Origin of the sequence: Vibrio sinensis, from assembly GCF_003605645.1 — a bacterium.
GTDB classification, from domain to species: Bacteria; Pseudomonadota; Gammaproteobacteria; order Enterobacterales; family Vibrionaceae; genus Vibrio; species Vibrio sinensis.
On the sequence record NZ_QVMU01000032.1, the window covers coordinates 1 to 19,160 of the forward strand.

At 42.1% G+C, this 19,160-nt stretch carries 16 protein-coding genes; 3 read left to right on the top strand and 13 right to left on the bottom strand.

Annotated features, from left to right (window positions below; translation table 11 throughout):
* Positions 1 to 2,224: Ig-like domain-containing protein (locus DZ860_RS21210; RefSeq protein ID WP_120035010.1), on the bottom strand; the 2,224-nt coding region annotated here is incomplete at its 3' end.
* A gap of 626 nt (positions 2,225 to 2,850) precedes the next feature.
* Between DZ860_RS21210 and DZ860_RS21215 the strand changes: the two genes are divergently transcribed.
* Positions 2,851 to 4,158 carry a flippase gene (locus DZ860_RS21215; RefSeq protein ID WP_120035012.1) on the top strand — a complete coding sequence of 436 codons (1,308 nt, stop codon included), beginning with the start codon at positions 2,851 to 2,853 and terminating at the stop codon, positions 4,156 to 4,158.
* Between the two features lie 243 nt (positions 4,159 to 4,401).
* Positions 4,402 to 5,454, top strand: a complete 1,053-nt coding sequence (locus DZ860_RS21220; protein WP_120035014.1) for a GGDEF domain-containing protein — start codon at positions 4,402 to 4,404, stop codon at positions 5,452 to 5,454.
* 12 nt (positions 5,455 to 5,466) lie between these two features.
* On the opposite strand, the gene DZ860_RS21225 is transcribed toward DZ860_RS21220, so the two are convergent.
* The 3 genes from DZ860_RS21225 to DZ860_RS21235 all read right to left on the bottom strand — a co-directional run bounded on the left by DZ860_RS21225 (position 5,467) and on the right by DZ860_RS21235 (position 8,788).
* A complete protein-coding gene (locus DZ860_RS21225) occupies positions 5,467 to 6,123 on the bottom strand; it encodes a DUF2726 domain-containing protein (RefSeq protein ID WP_120035016.1) in 657 nt (218 codons plus the stop codon).
* A 341-nt stretch (positions 6,124 to 6,464) separates the two neighbouring features.
* Positions 6,465 to 7,172 carry a response regulator gene (locus tag DZ860_RS21230; RefSeq protein ID WP_120035017.1) on the bottom strand — a complete coding sequence of 236 codons (708 nt, stop codon included), beginning with the start codon at positions 7,170 to 7,172 and terminating at the stop codon, positions 6,465 to 6,467.
* Positions 7,169 to 8,788 carry an ATP-binding protein gene (locus DZ860_RS21235; protein WP_120035019.1) on the bottom strand — a complete coding sequence of 540 codons (1,620 nt, stop codon included), beginning with the start codon at positions 8,786 to 8,788 and terminating at the stop codon, positions 7,169 to 7,171. Before DZ860_RS21235 ends, DZ860_RS21230 begins: the two co-directional genes overlap by 4 nt.
* 451 nt (positions 8,789 to 9,239) lie before the next feature.
* Here DZ860_RS21235 and DZ860_RS21240 point away from each other — a divergent pair, with 451 nt between their 5' ends.
* Positions 9,240 to 9,464, top strand: coding sequence for a hypothetical protein (locus DZ860_RS21240; protein ID WP_120035020.1), 225 nt, complete (start codon positions 9,240 to 9,242; stop codon positions 9,462 to 9,464).
* Positions 9,465 to 9,579: 115 nt separating this feature from the next.
* Here the strand turns inward: DZ860_RS21240 and DZ860_RS21245 are convergent, their stop codons facing one another.
* The 9 genes from DZ860_RS21245 to DZ860_RS21285 all read right to left on the bottom strand — a co-directional run bounded on the left by DZ860_RS21245 (position 9,580) and on the right by DZ860_RS21285 (position 18,974).
* A complete protein-coding gene (locus DZ860_RS21245; protein ID WP_120035022.1) occupies positions 9,580 to 10,740 on the bottom strand; it encodes a tetratricopeptide repeat protein in 1,161 nt (386 codons plus the stop codon).
* Complete coding sequence (locus tag DZ860_RS21250) at positions 10,737 to 11,357, bottom strand: energy transducer TonB (protein ID WP_120035024.1); 621 nt, start codon at positions 11,355 to 11,357, stop codon at positions 10,737 to 10,739. Before DZ860_RS21250 ends, DZ860_RS21245 begins: the two co-directional genes overlap by 4 nt.
* The gene (locus tag DZ860_RS21255) at positions 11,357 to 11,761 is read right to left on the bottom strand and encodes an ExbD/TolR family protein (RefSeq protein WP_120035026.1); all 405 of its coding nucleotides are present in this window, start codon (positions 11,759 to 11,761) and stop codon (positions 11,357 to 11,359) included. The genes DZ860_RS21250 and DZ860_RS21255 overlap by 1 nt, the downstream gene beginning before the upstream one ends.
* Positions 11,758 to 12,321, bottom strand: a complete 564-nt coding sequence (locus tag DZ860_RS21260) for a MotA/TolQ/ExbB proton channel family protein (protein WP_120035028.1) — start codon at positions 12,319 to 12,321, stop codon at positions 11,758 to 11,760. The genes DZ860_RS21255 and DZ860_RS21260 overlap by 4 nt, the downstream gene beginning before the upstream one ends.
* Positions 12,321 to 13,685, bottom strand: coding sequence for a MotA/TolQ/ExbB proton channel family protein (locus DZ860_RS21265; RefSeq protein ID WP_120035030.1), 1,365 nt, complete (start codon positions 13,683 to 13,685; stop codon positions 12,321 to 12,323). The genes DZ860_RS21260 and DZ860_RS21265 overlap by 1 nt, the downstream gene beginning before the upstream one ends.
* A gap of 1 nt (position 13,686) precedes the next feature.
* Positions 13,687 to 14,466 carry a DUF3450 domain-containing protein gene (locus DZ860_RS21270; RefSeq protein WP_120035032.1) on the bottom strand — a complete coding sequence of 260 codons (780 nt, stop codon included), beginning with the start codon at positions 14,464 to 14,466 and terminating at the stop codon, positions 13,687 to 13,689.
* Between the two features lie 199 nt (positions 14,467 to 14,665).
* A complete protein-coding gene (locus tag DZ860_RS21275) occupies positions 14,666 to 16,762 on the bottom strand; it encodes a TonB-dependent siderophore receptor (RefSeq protein ID WP_120035033.1) in 2,097 nt (698 codons plus the stop codon).
* 164 nt (positions 16,763 to 16,926) lie between these two features.
* Positions 16,927 to 18,306, bottom strand: coding sequence for a histidine kinase sensor domain-containing protein (locus DZ860_RS21280; protein WP_120035035.1), 1,380 nt, complete (start codon positions 18,304 to 18,306; stop codon positions 16,927 to 16,929).
* Positions 18,307 to 18,308: 2 nt separating this feature from the next.
* Entirely contained in the window at positions 18,309 to 18,974 is a 666-nt protein-coding gene (locus DZ860_RS21285) for a response regulator transcription factor (protein ID WP_120035037.1), read from the bottom strand.
* Positions 18,975 to 19,160 lie beyond the last annotated feature (186 nt).

Below are 19,160 nucleotides of genomic sequence, written 5' to 3' on the forward strand. Positions count from 1 at the left end.
CATACACAGTGTCATCGGAATTTGGATTATTTTCATCAACAATCGCACTGCTGACCGAGCCATGATCGGGATCGGCAGCCACCGCTTCAAACTGACCGTTATCGGAGACATTGTCGACGGCGACATGCAGTGCCTCTGAGCCCTCTTTTAAGAAATCATCAATCGCGTCGACTTTAAATTCAAACGAGCCAGAATCGCCAATGGTGAAACTCTCAGGAAGTGCGCTGGTGTCAGCGCCGCCAGCGGCCGCGCCAGACCAATTGAGATCGCCAGACACGAGCGTGCCTGCCGGAGGCGTCACTGGATTGCCATCGCTATCAACCAGTGTGAGCGTGTAAGTCAGCTCACCRCCCTCGCTGACGCTGTCAGCATCCACGCTAATTTTGACATACACAGTGTCATCGGAATTTGGATTATTTTCATCAACAATCGCACTGCTGACCGAGCCATGATCGGGATCGGCAGCCACCGCTTCAAACTGACCGTTATCAGTGACATTGTCGACGGCGACATTCAGTGCTTCAGAGCCCTCTTTTAAGAAATCATCAATCGCGTCGATGGTGAATTCAAACGAGCCTGAGTCGCCAATGGTGAAACTCTCAGGAAGTGCGCTGGTGTCAGCACCGCCAGCGGCCGCACCGGACCAATTGAGATCGCCAGACACGAGCGTGCCTGCCGGAGGCGTCACTGGATTGCCATCGCTATCAACCAGTGTGAGCGTGTAAGTTAGCTCACCACCCTCGCTGACGCTGTCAGCATCCACGCTAATTTTCACGTACACGGTGTCGTCTGAATTTGGCGTGTCATCAACAATAGAAGAGGTACCGTCAGCAGTATCGTTCTTCACAAATCCACTTGTAGTTTCTGCCGTTAACGAAACCGTCTCATTACCCTCAAGCAAGCGGTCATCAATTACTTTAACGAACACCTCTAAATTCGTACCGCCAGATAGAATAACTAAATCCGCATCAGTTAGTTCTCTATAACCACCAGCACCATCAGAAACGTAGAGTTGCTCTTCATAATCAATCCCTTTTGTCGCTGAATCTCCATCTTTACCCAAAGTCAGAGCAAGCAAAACGTCTTCAGAAACCACTTCATCTAAGTTGACGTTAAATGACAGGTAAGCGTCATCAGATTCAGTAACAGGCTCACCACCTATCACTTCCATATCTGCGACGGCTAACACGTCAACATTTACGGTGACAAAATCAAACCCGCCATTGCCATCCGAGACTTGAACGATAAATGAATTTTCACCATTGAAGTCTTGTTCTGGGGTAAAGACCCAATTACCCTCCGAGTCTACGGAGGCCGTACCATTTTCAGGTTGGGTGGTAACGGTATAAGAGAGCGTGTCGTTTTCTATATCTGTTGCGGTCACTTGTCCGTTAACCGCTTGGTCTTCTTTTGTCGTCACTTGAATATCGTCAACCAAGGGTTGATCTCCATCGACAAAAACAGGAGCGTCATTGATTGGGTTAATCGTGACATCAACGGTTAAACTATCTGTGCCCCCATTTCCATCATCAACCGTCACGACAAAACTGTCAGAACCGTTGTAGTTTTCATTAGGAGTATAAGTCCATGAACCATCGGTGTTAACCTCAACAGTCCCATTGCCAGGCCCACTATCTAATTCAAATGTTAATGTATCTTCATTGCCGTCTGTAGCAAGAAGTAGCCCATTTAGCTGCGTATCTTCATCTGTTACGACAGCCAAAGCCGCGCCAAGCGCTTGAGTATTCGCATCAACAAAGACAGGATCTTTAAAAGCGAAACGATACTGCTCTAAAACACTCAAACTCTGAGTTCTTGATAAACCCAGAGCCTCTAAACCCTCAGTAATGAACTCAGTTTTAGCCATAGACTCATCGGCTACTCTTTGAACAGTCTCTAAACTCGTTAAACTTGAACCCGCATCCGTACCAGCAGCCGTATCAAACTCCTCACCTAACTGAGTTGGGTCTTGCCCTGACTCTAAAGCTGCAAAGATTTCAGCAACATCTTCAGTAATACCACGTGACGTTCCGTCTCCTTGAACAACCGCGAGTTCGATTGGGGCTTTATTTACATTTGGTAATTCATTGCCTTGTTGCATGACAACCTCTCCTGGTTTCGGTATTTCACCATCCAAAAGAACGCGCACTGTGCCTTCATCATTGACAACAACGATTTGACCTGCCGCAATATTACCCATCGAAATGTAAGCCCCAAATCCCATAAAACTCATCCTTATTACTTAAATAATAATCACTCTAATTATTATCTATAGTTAGTTATCTGCTTATTTTGATAATAATTTAGCATTAAACTCACATAATAAAAAACACTCCAAGAACAAATGCCAAACAAATCAGCAATATTCAAGCCATTATCACAACACTAGGAATCTATTCAAGATCACAAATTGACTGAAATATACAAGCAACTATCGATTTAAATATTGAGTTAATATCAAATATTATTCAGAAAGAGAGTTACTTATATTGATACTTTCATATTTAAATACCCCTTTGCATCATAAACCTTAATTTATTTATGGATTTATTACGATGCAGTTCTAACGACAAATTTTTCACATAGATACAAGGAAATCTTCCTACACTCTTTTCGCATTCGATGGGGAATTTTTTAATCTTTATATCTCTCTCAGATACCCATTTGTCTAGAAGCTCAAAAAGAACGCCAAACTGTCTCATCTATCAGACTTGGAACAAGGTACTATTGTTAGTCAACTTAATAAAAACAGCTTATTCGTAAGACCATTTATCGTGTAGCCACTGTAGTTCACACGAGTACCAGTGTTGACGAATGAAGGACAGATATAGAAATAAAAGGGATTGAGAAGTGAAGTCATTACTGAAACAGTTTGTTGGAACCGCTGGTTTACAGTTTCTAAGCAAGGGAATCTCTGTCGTATCTGGTGTTATTTTCGCTCGCTTTCTTGGTGCTGAACAATATGGTCTTTATACCTATGTCTTTTCTATTGTTGCTATTATGGGGATTCCCGTTTTAGCTGGGGTTCCAAACTTACTGATTCGCGAGATCGCTAGCTTTCATTTAGACAAAAATTGGGCTTTGCTTAAAGGAGTCATTCGCTGGTCACGAAGTTATGTGCTGATAATGGCGGCGATTATGGTGTCAATAGTACTTATGCTGATCTATAAAAACTATTATGATGAGCAAGTTGCAGCTCTATTATTCATTGCCGTTTGGAGTATTCCGCTACGCGGCATTGCAACCCAGCAAGATGCGCTTCTTAATGGATTTAGAAAACCCATCCTTGCACAACTTCCCTCCAAGCTTCTTGCTCCTTTAATCACAATTGGCATTCTTGCTTATTATATTGTTACTGATCGCCAATTAACCTCAATGACATTGGTGAACATTTCAATAACCGCTCTCATATTCACTTGCGTACTTAGTATTTTTCTTGTTAGAAAAACCATTAAAAGTAATGCCGTAGAAGCGAAAGCTCGTTACAACGTTAAAGCATGGCAAAAAGCCTTAATCCCTTTTTCTATTATGACACTTGTAGTCACTTTAAATGCGGAGCTTGCTATTGTTTTACTTGGTTGGTTATCTGACCATGAAGCAGTTGCTTATTTTCGGGTCGCCATGCAAGCGGTCATGTTGATTTCGATAGTTCTTTCATCCGTTAACGCTGTGCTAATGCCCAATATTGCTCGTTCTTATCAAAACGATGACTTGGCAAATAGTCAGACGCTTCTCACTCGCTCGGTTCAACTTACGGTCGTCGTATCCCTACCTATATTCCTTATCTTAGTACTTTGGGGGGATAACTTAATTACGTTTTTATTTGGTGCGGAATACCTTAGTGCCTATCCTGCACTAGTGGTTTTGTGTGTAGGACAATTAGTTAATGTTATACAGGGTTCAGCCGGATTGGTCTTGAATATGACTCGTAATGAAAATAAAACGCTACGTTCCTTGCTTATATCACTCTCTATCAACGTGATATTACTTGCTATTTTAATCCCATTATACGGCGAAATGGGAGCGGCATTCGCTGTTGCGATTAGTCTTTGTGTGAGCACTTTGTTTATGACAATCGATGTATGGCGACTTACGAAACTTAAAACCTGGCTGTCTATTAAGAATCAAAAACCCATCGAAGCACACGTTAATTACTAAGTTCAAGGTGTTAATACAAACAGGCTATCTTTGATTATTCAGGTAGCCTTACTGACATAGAGCCTAATAATATTCATCTCCTCACAAAACTCCCCAAAACAAGTTTAGTTCTCTATTTAATTATGATGTCAAAACTTACAAAAGTGTGAAGCCCATCTCATTTGCCTATTGATCGAAATACTTAAACACATACTATTGAACCATATTAGAGTTTAGGTATATCACGTTTAGGAAATGATCTACATGGAGTTAGACATATTTAACCCATCTCGCCATATTCGGCGCATCGTGCTTTTTTGGTTAAGTATGTTGTTAGCGATATTCACATCGTTATTTTCTTATCTAAGCTTCATGATTGACCAGCATTTCATTCTTGCTCTAGTACAACTTATTTTTGCTTGTATCTCAACGTATGTCTGTTATCAGAGCTATAAACAAGATTGTTCTTTTTCCCTCGCTATTGTTTATTGCCTTGCCAGTATTATCGTTGTTGGTATTGCTACATTCATTCGCCCTTTAAATTATGGGGTTTATGTTTGGGCTTGCCTATTCCCAATATTGTTCTATTTGGTATTAAATAAAAAACAGAGTACAACAGCAGCCTCATTTGCCCTAGCCATACAGTTATTTGTATTAAGCATGAAAGAGCAAAGTAATGACGGTTACATTCATATCCAATTATTGGTTAATTTCGTGCTTTGCTATCTCTGTATTTGGCTTGCCGCACACATGTTAGAAGCAAAGCGCCAGACGTCTGAAATATCTCTCGGCCAGTTAGCATCAAGAGATGCATTAACTGGTGTACATAACAGATTGGCACTGATTCATAATTTTGAACGCTATCGTCAAGAGAGTGCAACACTCCCACTTTCGCTATTGGTACTTGATTTAGATTTCTTTAAAGATGTTAATGACAGATACGGCCATACAACTGGAGATCGGGTTCTGGTTCAAACAGCAGCTCTGATTGACTCGTTTACTGATGAGCATTTAGTCTATCGAATTGGAGGCGAAGAGTTTTGCATTGCGTTACACAATACAAATATCATGCAAGCGCGAATCAAAGCAGAACAAATTCGAATTGCAATTGAAGAAAACGTATTCAACCATTCTGAAACACCGATCTCGCTAACGGCAAGTATCGGCATATATCAGTGCGATCATTTTAAGTCATTAGAAGAAGTTCTCGATATCGCGGACAAACAGCTATACCGAGCAAAGAACAATGGGCGTAATCAAGTGATGGTATGCAATTCAGAACAAGACAAATTGGCCTGCTCTCAAATAAATTACTAACCCGTTATTGTTTTAAGTAGTTTCGTCAAACACTACGTTATAATTTTCCGTGTAGGTACAATGTGGTTGTCTGCTACAGGTGAAGAAACGATGTCCCTTAAACTCACCTTGAGAGGCGGTTTTGATAACCATAGGACTACTACAGCGCTTGCAGAATCGAATCTCTTTCTCTGGCTCAATTAAATCAATATGCGCTGCTAGTAAGCGGCGAAGTTTTCCAACTTGGTACGTATGCTTCATTGACGTGCCAATCAGAGGAATATTGGCCGACTTACATGCATGAATTAATAGTTTCTGACGTTCAATTTTACCTTTCGTCAGTTCAACACCACTATCAAGTTCAATTGCGACTCTCACTTGCAAGGTCCGTGCATCACAAACCACGAAATCAAAGTGCGTTTTTGCAATTCTGTTTTGAGCAATAAACCAACGCTTTTTATCTGTGGCACTCGGTGTTACGACAGCGCTCATCAGCACTTTCGACATAACAATACCATGATCACCGACTGCGCTCCTCAACGCATTATAAAAGGTTGATTCTTGCGTATTCAGCAAAGGTCCCTTCTTTTTATAGGTACTCTCTTTGAGTGAGTCTTGCTTCAAAAAACGATTATGGATAATCAAATAACAAGCAACAAACAAGACTAACACAACAACAATAAATTCCATGATGTAACCATCACCTCAGGTTTGGTTGGATATCAATATATCCCGATGAGCAGTAAAGACGAATAACAAAGTCACCTAAGATACTTAAATTCACCTGGCATACATGTCAGCAACAGCAACAGCAACAGATAGCTTGGCTCCCGTGTCGGCTTACTGACATATAGATTTGCTAACGTATAAATTTGTGCGATTTTTACCATTTCACACCACAATTGGGTACTCTTTTTTTACCCGATGGGGTGACTCTAGCAACTTTCTACAATAGTAAACCGTTTGATTGATTCCAACTGACAGCAAGAAGTCCCATTTTTTTGCACCAGAATCATCACTCTCATTGACTATTAAGCTGGCTGGAGAGCTTTTTTATAACAACGTTCTGGTCGACCGACCGTACCATAATTTAAATCAGCTTCAAGCTCTCCTGAGCTGATTAGATATTCTAAGTAACGCCTTGCCGTTGTGCGACTTGCACCAATTTTTTCCCCAGCTTCATCCGCAGTGAGGCTAATGTGACGACTCGCTTTTGTCGAACTAAATAACACTCTAATTTTTTCCAGTGTCACACCATCTATCCCTTTAGGTAAACGTTGTACTCCACCTGTACTGGCCGTATTCGCTTGTAACATTTTGTCAACTAAGCCCTGGTTGAGATCGCACTCTTGAGTGAGTTGCTGCTTTTGCAGGGTATATTTTTGTAGTGCTGATTCTAAGCGCGGGAAAACGACAGGCTTAAGTAAATAATCCACAACGCCACCACGCATGGCTTGTTGGAGCGTTTCCATGTCTCGAGCTGCGGTGATAAGAATGACATCACAACGATGGTTCTCTCCACGTAGATTTTGCAAAATATCTAACCCGGTACCGTCAGGCAAGTAGACATCAAGTAGAATCAATTCTGGCTGAAATATATCGAGCTGCAACTCAGCCTCAGCTTGCGTCGTCGCAATGCCAATAACCTCATATCCGCCCATTTTTTCCAAATACTTTTGGTGCAACTGAGCAATGGTTATGTCATCTTCAATGATCATTACCCTCACTTTGGTACTCATATCTGTTCTTCCTTAGGTAAATAAACCGTCATTCTCGCGCCAAAAACCTTATTATTCGTCATTTCTAACTCACCGCGATAGCGTTGAGCTAGTTGGTTGACTAAGAAAAGTCCGACACCACGTGTTTCACAATTATTAGTTGAGACCCCTCTTTCTACTAATGACTCGGTCGTCAACTCTATAGGGAGTCCGCAGCCTAGATCATTCACTTCAAGAATAATTTCATTACCAAAATCGCTAACGGACACTTCTATCTTGATTCTATCTGGAGTAAACGTAGGATCCTCATTTATCGCCTTTCGTGTGGCATCAAATGCATTGTCGATGAGGTTTCCTAAAATAGTGACCAGATCCTGTGCATTGATCCGGTTAGGCAAGGGATTCAAACGACTCCCTTCTTCCACGACCAGACTTAACCCTAACTCTCTTGCTCGTTCAGTTTTACCAAGGAGCATGCCGGCAACTAATGGCTCTTTTACCGTTTCACGTAAAAAATGAATTAAAGTTTGGTAGTGATCTGTCTCCTGCCCTATTAATTGTTGAACTGCGTCCAACTCCCCCATCTGGACCATTCCACCAATCGCGTTCAATTTATTACGATGTTCATGAGTTTGTGAACGTAATAACTCTGCGTACTCTTGTGTCTTCGCTAACTGTTCATTCAGTTCGTTTAATTCATCACGTAATCGAAAACTCGACACAGCCCCCACGACTTTTCCATCGACGATAATTGGACTACGGTTAGCAATCAATCGTTGCCCACCCAAATAAAGGTTAATATCTTGGTCTGTTCTTGGCGTCCAAAGCAGTGTCGATAAATCACTGTCTGGTAGTACTTCATTGATCGGTCTGTGCAAACTTTCTTGTTTTGATAAACCCAGTATTTGGCAGGCACTTTTGTTGATTGAGCGAAGAATACCTTGGTCATCGATACTCAAGATTCCCTCTTTAAGCGTTTCTAAAGTCACGTCAAGTTCAACGTACAATCGAGCAATTTCCTCTGGTTCAAAACCCAGAATCGCTTTTTGAAAACGACGAGCAGCAAATCCAGAAATGAGTGCGTTGGCGCCAAGCACCATAAAAGTCATACCTAATAAGTAAATCAAAAATGGTTCGATTCGGTCTTGTAAACGATCCACCAAATAGCCAACGGAAACAACACCAATAATCTCACCTTGATCATTAACAACTGCCGATTTCCCTCTCACGGAATATCCCAAAGATCCTACAGCAAAAGAAACATAAGAACGCCCCTCAAGCAGTGCTTTCTGGTTATCTCCTCCTTTCATTGGTTTACCAATACGTGCATCAACAGGGTGCACAATTCGAATACCCTGCTTATCACCAATAACGATAAACGCAGCGCCGATCTGTTTAGTCAGAGTTCGATAACGATGCTGGAATTCTTCAGCGCTGTTTTCTTCTATCATGGTGACAACTTGAGGAGATTGAGCAAGAAATGACGCAACACCAAGCGCTTTTAATCCCATCTCTTCTTCTTGATTGTGTTTAAGGTATAGAAATCCAGCTGCAACTAAGATTAACAATTCAATCAGACCGGAAAGGGTCATAATAATCAGCATGCGTTTACGAAAAGTGATGCTACTCCATTTCATTTGCTCTACTTGTCCTTGTAAGAGTGTCTATCGAAAAACGTGTAACGAAGAAATATACTTTGATTGAATTATGTAAAAGAGACGGGGTGACATATACCCAAGAAGCCTCAGATGCTTGTTTCAGTGGGAAATTATTGAAATAAGGCTATCATTGAATCGATGTTAGCTCGAGGTTTGGGGGTGGAAACTGTGAATCCTTGCTATTCTCGTCCAATACCACTTCCTGAATTGCGTTAAATCAACAGCTGTGTTTTAAACATATTCTAACGCCAAATAACGCGCACAATCGTATATAAATTAATCATGCATTTGATTTAGATCAGAATTACGTTCGGTTAAATTTCATACTACACAGGATGCGCTATATACTTAGCAAACGATTGCAGATAGATGTGAGTTTATTTAAATCGGTCACTCAAGGATTGGTGAATCATACAAAGGAGCATGAACAATGAAACGGGACGTTTACGGTATTTGTCTCTCAAAATCGTTGCTATCAAATAATCTTTCTAGCACGTTTACACACGTACGAGCCTATCAACGTGATCTAGATGGCGAAGATGCCAAAGTGATGCATGCTTTTCCTCAACTTTCAGGAGAAGAACTGCTTAATAATATGCAATCCACAAAACGCCTGTTATGGCGTGCCGAATTTCTATGTTCAGTAATTAAGTAAATTGATTTTTGAGCCTTTTTTGAGATAAAAAAGACCCCCAATAATTGGTGTCCAACTATTGGGGGTCAGTTCAAACGTTTAAATGTCTTTGGGTTTCTTATTTAAGGCGGATTGACTAACTCATGCTTTTACGTAGCTGGGATAAATATTTTATCCAACCTTTCGCCTGATTCGATGGCTGTGCATTTTCAGCTATCTTTGCTTGAATCAAGGCTTGTTCTAACTGATTAAGCTTGTAATAGGCTCGTGTCTTAGCCAAAGCAACCTCTGATTTTCGACCTTTCACTCGGTTTAAAACAGTCAGCGCTTCTTGATATTGCCCCTCTTGTACTAATAACTGAGCAACATTCCATTGGTATTTATCATTATAATTAGCGGCTAATTGCCAGTAATCAATCGCTTTATTCCACTCTCGTGCCATTTGCCAATAAGAGGCTTGAGCAACCAGTAACTCAACGTCTTTTTGAGCATTTTCTAATCCAGAAAGTTCAAGGGCTGCTCGTTCTGGAATACCACGTTGAGCGTAAAGTTGTGCAAGCAATCGTTGATCTTGTTCAGATAATGGTACGCCTTGTAATTTTGCCAAAGCTAACGTATCCAATGCCTGTTTATTTTGACCTACGCGCAATTTGAGACTGACTAACTGTCGCCACCAATTCGCTTTTTGTGGCTCCAAAGCAATCAATCGCTCTAAGGTAGGGATCGCCGCTTTCCACTGCTTCAACTGCAGTTGAGCCCCCAACTTTAATGACAAGGGTTGTATTTCATCTTTTCGATGATAGCGATCATAAGTATCTATCGCAGGGATCACTTTACCCCATTGCTCGATTTGATAATGCGCTTGTGCTATTCGTAGCCACAATTCATCCGGTTTTTGTGTTTTAGGCACTTGTTTGGTTAGTTGATAATAGTGAGGCAGTGAGTGTTGGAACTGCTGATCTGATAAATAGATATCAGCCAGCATTTTCCGAGTCGTCCACGCTTGCTCATCTTGCAATTGACCGGAAGTCACCGCTTTTTCGAGATGTTGAATGGCTTGCTTCGTTTTACCATCTTGCCATAGAAAGACACCAAGCATTCTTGAAACAAATGCTTGGTCATAAGCTTTACTCACATTTATGCTCGATAGTTGCTCAATGGCTTGTTGCAATTTATCGTCTTGTGCCAATTGATGCGCTTTTTGAACCCTAACCGCCGTATATTGGCTGAGTTCTTGAGCAAAACCATTCATCGGAGACATTAATAAGCCAACTAGGATTAAAATTTTTGATCTCATTTTGCGATTTTAAACTCCAACCTAACTGTTTGCCCGACTTGAGGAAGTGCTTTCCCTTCCACCACTTGTGGTTGGTACTTCCACTTACGTAGTGCTCGCTCAGCTTCACGCTCAAACATACGTTTTGGTTTCGCATCCAAGACTTGAATGTCTACCGGCTTTCCTGTCGGATCGATAGTAAACTTCATAATAACGTAACCCTCAGCGCCACGTTTTAGTGCTTTCGCCGGATAACGTGGTTCAACTCGATACAAAGGCATCGCTTGTTGAGTTACGCCAAAATCACCAAAAGTTGGAGTGCTCACTTGAATACCATCAATAGCAGTGTCTAATCCAAGGGCGGATTGCATCGCCATCGGTGACAGTTGTGCGGTATTCACCTGCGCTTGAGACACAGGAGCTTCTTGTGGCACTTCAGGAGCTTTAGGTTGCTCAGGAATACTTCGCTGACGGCGTTGCAACGCTTGCTCTTGTTCAACCATTACCATGTTAAAGCTCAACGATTCACTTTGCTCTGGTGCTCGGCGATGACCGTTATCGACCATCCAAGCCATAAAACTAAAAAGCGAGATGGTAAATAGAGCTGCAATAGGAAACGCAAGTAACAATCGAGTCACTACTTCTTCTCCGCAGCCAAAGCAATATTCTTAACGCCCGCACCTTTCGCCGCATCCATCACCTTAACAACCGTACCGCTATACGCATGTTCGTCAGCTTGTATAACCATTGATGCGTCGGGCTTATCCAGTAACAAGTGCTCAAGAGTTGCTTGTACGCGTTCGACATCAATCACACGTTTGTCGATATAGATATCATTGGCCGACGTGATAGCGACAAAAATACCTACGTCTTTTTGGTTAGTCACATTAGCAGCTTGTGGTCGATTAACCTCCACGCCAGATTCGCGAACAAATGAACTCGTTACAATAAAAAAGATAAGCATAATGAAGACAATATCGAGCATTGAAGTAAGATCGATTTGCGCTTCTTCTTGATGACGTTGACGTCTACCGAGTCTCATCGGCGACTCCTTAAAGATTTTTCTAACTTAATTTCTCTGAGTTGGCATGCTTTAGCCAATCGAGCATGTACAAACATCCCGGCCAATGCCGCAACCATTCCTGCCATGGTCGGCAATGTCGCTAGTGATATACCTGATGCCATTAATTTAGGGTTACTACTGCCTTGATTCGCCATAACATCGAATACTGAAATCATACCCGTTACTGTTCCAAGTAAACCTAACATAGGGCAAATAGCCACCAGCACCTTAATAATATTGAGATGCTGGTAGAGTGCCATATGGGCTTGAGCTAACCAACTTTCGCGGATGGCATGCGCATACCAAGAATGCTGCTCATGGCGTTCATTCCATAACGTCAGCCACTGTTTTCGTTGCTTAGGGAAATGTACGAGCAAAAAAACGACTCGTTCCACTATCAATAACCAGCACAGTAATACAATTGCGCCAAGCCACCACAATATTTGCCCACCTTGTTCCATGAAGCTCTGCAATGAGAGCATCCAGTCATTGGTGCGTAAAATTTCAGGAAGCCATGAGGCTGAAAACAGCGCGTCCATTACGCTGCGTTCCCCATCGTTGAATTCATTACGGTTGCTGGCAGTTGTTTCTCCGCTTCTTCAGCAACCAGTCCAATACCCTGCTTTTCTAGAATATTACGAATATTTTCAGCCTGAGAGCTCAGAATATTGTGCGCTAGAAGAAGAGGCATTGCCGAGATTAGGCCCAGTACGGTTGTCACCAACGCCATCGAGATACCACCGGCCATGACTTTAGGATCGCCATTACCGAATTGCGTGATCACTTGGAATGTTTCAATCATACCAGTTACCGTACCTAACAAACCGAGCATTGGAGCTAAAGCCGCCAGTAGTTTTAGCATCGATAGCCCTTTTTCTAATTGAGCTTGTTCATCAACCACTGCTTCTAACAAACGCAATTCTAACGCTTCAACACTACGAGCTTGCTCTTTGTTATAAACCGCTAAAATACGCCCCAAAGCGTTATCACCCGGTTGTTGCGGATTCTTTAGTTGAGCGCGAATTTTCTGGTGAGTTATTGTCAAACTCACTCCTCGAACAAGTGCGATAATCATACCAACAGCTAATAGCCCTAGAATGATTTGCCCGACTACACCGCCAGCTTGTAGACGGTCCGTTAAACTCGGTGTTAGCGCCAGTTGTTCTAGCATGACCCCACGAGATGGATCGACCGCCAAGCTTAGTACTTCACCCTTTTCAATTGACGAGATACGTTCTAACGTCGGAGCGTTTTCTGGTTGCTTAGTGAACACTTTCGCTTCTTGACGAGCGCCATTCCAATTTAAATAACCGTTTTCTCCCACCAAACTAATGGCACCAATACGAGCGACGTCTATCTGTTGCGCGATACCATCCCCATCAATCAGTGACACTGTACCCATTTTCAGCTGACTACTTGCAACTATTTGCTGCTCCATCGCTTTCCACAATGCCGTTAGTTGAGGCATTGATGGCAATGTTGTCGCTGAAACAACCTGATCAATTTCATTATTGTAGCTTTGAGCATCAGCACCCGTTACCGACGTTGATAACTCAGCTTGAAGGTCTTTCGCATTTTGGCGAACGACACCAAACACTTCGCCTAAACTACCCGTGTCTAAGCGCAGTTTTTCTTCTAGTCGAGCAAGCGTGTTTTCATTTTCACTAAATTGGGTCGCTAACTGGTCGTTGCGTGCTTGCAAAGTGTTACGTTGCTCAACCAGTTGCGCTTTTAACGCTTTTAACTGTTTTTCTGTCGCTTTAAATTCGCTTTCTCGAACTTGGTTGTGCTGTGCTTGCTGTTTATTTTCCGCACTGGCTTTGGTAACCAAGTCTGTTGACGCCAGGCTCGGAAATGCCATCAAAGAAGCTAGAATAAATGGAAGCATCATTTTATGAGACATCTTAATTTGTCTCCTTAATGTCAAGAGAGGTAACGTTAAGTGACACTGGTAGTGTAATTAAACTTGGTGCCGTTTGATTCGCCGCAACAGCATAGGCTTTATCCAATTCTGGCTTCAAACCGGAATCCAATTCTTGCCACTGCTTACTTGATTGGTTCCATGCCCAAAACTTATTACCATTCAAGCTTCTAGCAACAAGAGAAATTCGGCCAAGGTGAAGCACATCTGCTTCAATAGACATATTTGGCAGCGCAATTTGACCTTGATATAAACCAATCTTGGTGCCGTAATCCATTTCAATTTGATACGCTTCTAAAATACGACGGTACTTCTCAGCATCACTGATATCTGCACGAGTCATCATGCTATCTAGCTTCTCAATGCGTTCTTCGCGCTGGGCTAATTTGATTGGAGCATCTTCTGCCATGATCACGCGTAAACCATCAAGCATTTGGTACATCAAAGGCACAATACCTTGACGGGTTACTTTAATCTCTTCTATCTGAGCTTCTAAGCTAGCTGTTTCTTGCTGCTGACTATTTACCAAAGCCGTTAAATGCTTCTGATAAATGTCTAGGTTTTTTACTTCTTCTGTTAACTGTTCAATTTCAGCTTGCAACGCCAATGTATTATCAGCACTTTGAGAAATGCGGTTCTGACTAGAGGCTGATGATGCGTTAGTCTGACTCTGAATTGATTGAGCCTTATCAAGGCTTGTTGCCTGAGCTGATGACAAGAAAGTCGCCATCAGTACGGCTGCACTGGTTTTAATTAAGTTCATAAGTAATTAGCTGCAATACCAACTTAGAAAAATGGTCGATTTCTCCCCTATTATTCTGATTAAAATGAGGAAAGAAGATTAAAAAAGTTATTGCCAATAAATATCATTATCAACAAGTTTTACATAGTAGCGATTTTTTGCTGTTTTACCAACGACTAAAGGGAATGGCAATCCATTCCCTTTTTATTAGGCCTCAGTCTTAATATTTAACCTGCAACGTCGCCATGTAGTTGCGGCCTTCGCCGACTGTAACGTCTTCAGCATACTGATGTTTACCAGAGGTCGTACCGCCACCAGCTAAGTAATCTGTATCAAAGAGGTTTTCGACTGTTAGTCGAGCAACAACGTCAAGATCCGCATCATACTGATAAGTGTATGCAACGCCCATGTCTACACGTGTATAGCCATCTTTCTTGAATGTATTTGAAGCATCACCGTAACGAGAACCTTCATAAATAACGCCCAAGTTAACGTCAACTGCATTTGTTGCCGCGTAAGATGACCAAACACTTGCAGCAAACTCAGGTACGTCCACAGGGCGATTACCAGCATACGTTTCATGGTTGGTAATTTCTGCATCAAGGTACATTGCTGTACCTGACAAAGATATACGCTCAGTCACGAAACCTTGCAACGCCAATTCAGCACCACGGTGTTTTTGTTGACCACCTTGAGTCTTAGTCCAATCATTTGAACCTGAGTTCTCAACATCTAACGCAATGTTATCCTGAGTTATATCGAACACAGCACCCGAAACAAACAGAGCATTGTCGAACAACTCCCACTTAGTACCAATCTCATAAGAGGTGCCAACCGCCGCATCTAACAAAGCGCCGTCATTCGTGTATTCACGACTGCCGTTTGCTACTTGACCTTGCGGTTCAAAGCTCTCTGAATACGATGCGTATATGCTGCCATTATCTACTGGATGGAAAATAATACCCAATTTTGGTGAGATATTCTCTTCAGCAACACCTTCTTCAACTTTACGATCAAATCGTAAACCAGCTAATACCTGCCATTGTTCGTTAATGGTGAGCAAATCTTGTGCATAGAAGCCCCATGTATCATAACGACTCATCTGTTTCATCGTCACATTAGCAACATCTTGAACAGGGATCGTTGCATCAGGTGCATACTCGCCACTTGCGAACTTGTGCATTCCTCGATCGTAGCTATAACCAAGCCAGTTAGAACCAATAAGGAATTGGTGCTGCATACCCGCTAGTTCTGTATCAGCTAACAGATCAATATAAGCAGTTTTAAAGCGCCACTTATCCTGACGATGATTACCACCTTGAGTCACCGTACCGGAACCATCTGGGTTTAATTTTCCGAATGATGGGTAGCTTTCAACATCTAAGCGTTCAAAATCTTGGTAGTTGAAGCCTGTTTTTACTGACCAAACATCAGTTAAGATAGCGTTAACATCAAAGCCGATGTTTTCTACATCGTTATCAATTTTTGACCATTGGGCATCCCAAATTCGATCATCGCCAATAACAGGCTTACCATCAAGCGTGTATAGCGAGCCTGAATCAACACTACCTTCATCTTTGGTTTTGTCATAATAGACTGACAACATCACATCTTCAGTAACGTCATAGTCAACGAAAATACCAGCAACCAAACGATCCGTTTGTGGTTTAGACCCATCACCATATTCACGCCATGAGCTGTAGCTTTCTTTTGAAATAACAGTTCGTGCACGTAAAGTTTGAGCATCATTTAATGAACCACTCACATCAACCGTTGTGCGTGAATGATTGTTTGAACCAATATCTTGGCTAACTTGGATTTGCGTATCGTACGTCGGCTTTTTAGAGACCATATTGATCAAACCGCCCGGAGCAGAAGAGCCGTACAGTAAACTTGAAGGCCCTTTGAGAACTTCGACACGCTCTAGTAATTCGACAGGTTGGCGGTAGTGAGACCAGTGTTGTTGGCCGTTACGAAGAAAACCAGTTGAACTGTCTACCTCAAAACCACGCAACGAAAAGCGCTCACGGTTCCGGCTAGTACCACCCGCGCTAACAGAGGCATCATTCTTTAATACTTCACCAAGAGTGCTGGCACGTTGTTCATCGATAATTTGCTCATCAATAACCGTTACTTGTCCTGGGGTTTCAAGTTGCGTCGCTTCCATACGCATCGCTGTTGCGTTGCTGTCCGCTTTATAACCGTAACCACGGCCTTCAACCACCATTTGCTCATCTGTTTGAACTGTTTCTGCCATTACGGCTGGAGCCGCTAAAACAGCACCGATAACGAGTGCTAACTGACTCTTGGTAAACATACTACTCTCCGAATGATTCAGCAGAGATCCCATCCCTGCTCTTCCTATTGCGGACGTAAATATAAGTGATAATTAATATCATTAGCATTGAATTTACATTCTTTGCATTTGTTGCTTTTGTTAAATACTCAAGAGGTATGAATAACGAAGAAATAAGTGGAATTTCAAGGATGCTCGTTACTTTCGCTGATAACAAACCAAAGTTGAATTTGTAACCCACCTTGCTTTCGATTGCAGGCGGTGACCTTGCCACCCATGAGATGCATCGCTTCTTTTACTATCGCCAAACCCAAACCATAACCACCGGATTGTTTGTCTCGCGCCGTTTCAAGACGAGTAAAAGGATCAAATATTTGTTCCAATTGAGACTCAGCAATACCCGCACCATCATCAGAAATCACCAATACGATATGTTCTTGCCACCCATATAATGTGACATCAATATACGCATCATCACCAGCATACTTTATTGCATTGGTAATGAGGTTACGTATACAGCGGCTCACCAAGCGTTCATCACCTTTTACTGCAGAAATATCATCCTCAAGATGTAGAGACAATGTCTGGTTAGGCTTAAGTTGTAACTGCGCCTCATTCACTAACGCACTCGCGTAACTTTCTAAGTCGATTGGAAGTAATCTAGCATCATAACGCTGACTTTCGAGACGACTGAGCTCCAAGATTTCCTCCACTAAGTCGTTCATTTGATCAACTTCGTGTTCAATTCGGTCAGCTAACCCCTGTTCTTCTGGTGCGAGTTTTGAGCGTAATAGATGCAGAGCCAGATTCTGTCGTGCAAGTGGTGTTCTAAGTTCGTGGGAAACATCGCGAATAAGGCGGCGTTGCTTTTTCGCCAGTGATTGAATCTCATGAGCCATATCATCAAAATCTCTTGCGAGCTCATTAAACTCTCGCGTCGTCGAATGCAATTCAGAGACAACATTGACATTGAACTCACCTTGGGCAAGTCGATGACTTGCTTCACGCAGTCGATTCAGTGGTTGATTGAGCTTTCTCGCTAAAATCAAAGAAAACATCGCAAGAATGACAAAGGCGATAACCACTTTAATTGCGTTGAAATAGAGGAAAAACTGATGTGCCGGATGCGCGTCACTAGGAAGTTGCACAACGAGCGTATTGCCCTTAGAAAGTGGTAACCCAATTAACGGCTTACTGACTCGGTCACTAAGAGGCGCATCCAATTCACGAAGAAATCGTAACTTGAACTCAAAATGAGGGTGCATATCACGATGTGTTAGCGGCTTATAATTACTATCTAAAACGAAAAGATAATACGGCTGTGCGTTGGCCCAATCAGCCAGTTCATCCATATCCCCCTCTTCAATCAGCACATCGGCTTGTTCTGCAAGGGATAACATCGGTTGCTTTACGCTATCAGGCAATGTTAGTACGGTTTTGATCAGTGCTTGTTCCGCAACGGCTTGAAGCAGCAAAATACTCACTATCACGGCCATCATGTACATAAACAGTTGAAACGCCAATCCATCTTTGCGAGCAACAATAAATTTGGGGCAGCGTAGCATGATTAATCCCTAACGCTTTCGATAAAACTATAACCTTTTCCACGAACGGTTTTAATGTGCTGTTTGGACATCCCCGCCTCAACAAATTTGCGACGAACATTACTAATGTGCATATCCAAATTACGATCAAATGGACTGAGTTCTTTTTTAAGCACATTTATTTGTAATTCGGCTTTTGAAACAACAATATCTTGATTTCGGATCAAATAACTTAACAAATCCGCTTCAGTACCGGTCAAAGGTAAGCTGGCTATTTGTTCTTCCAATCCAGTTTGCGAAGCACAATGCACCTGACGTTGTTTCTCTAAGCCTACTCGGCGAAATATTGCTTTTACACGCGTAAGCAGCTCAGGCACTTTAAATGGTTTGGCCATAAATTGATCAGCACCCGCTTGATAACCATCGAGCATCGACGCTTCATCATTTAATGCCGTTAGCATCAAGATCGGTGTAGCAAACCGCTGACAAATTCGTCTAGCCACTTGCATACCATTCAATTTTGGCAACATGACATCCAATAAAACCAAGTCCGCGGTTTTCTTTTCAAGATACTGCAGAGCACTCTCACCACAGTGGACTGCATCTACCTTGTAGCCTTCCATGGAAAGAACTTCCGTTAGCAAAGCGCACAATTCAATATCATCATCAACAAGTAAAATACGGGACATTTCTGCTCTATCGAATAAAAAATCAAGAGGCGATTCTAAGAACAAATAATTCTCAATACAACTACTAATGTGATCAAGGCACGGTATTTATCCTCGTCCCCTTTAATTAAGATTGTTACATCGGTCTAGTATCAAGATAGTGATGAAACAAACCGAATTAGAGATTCAAAATAAGTACTCAAGCAA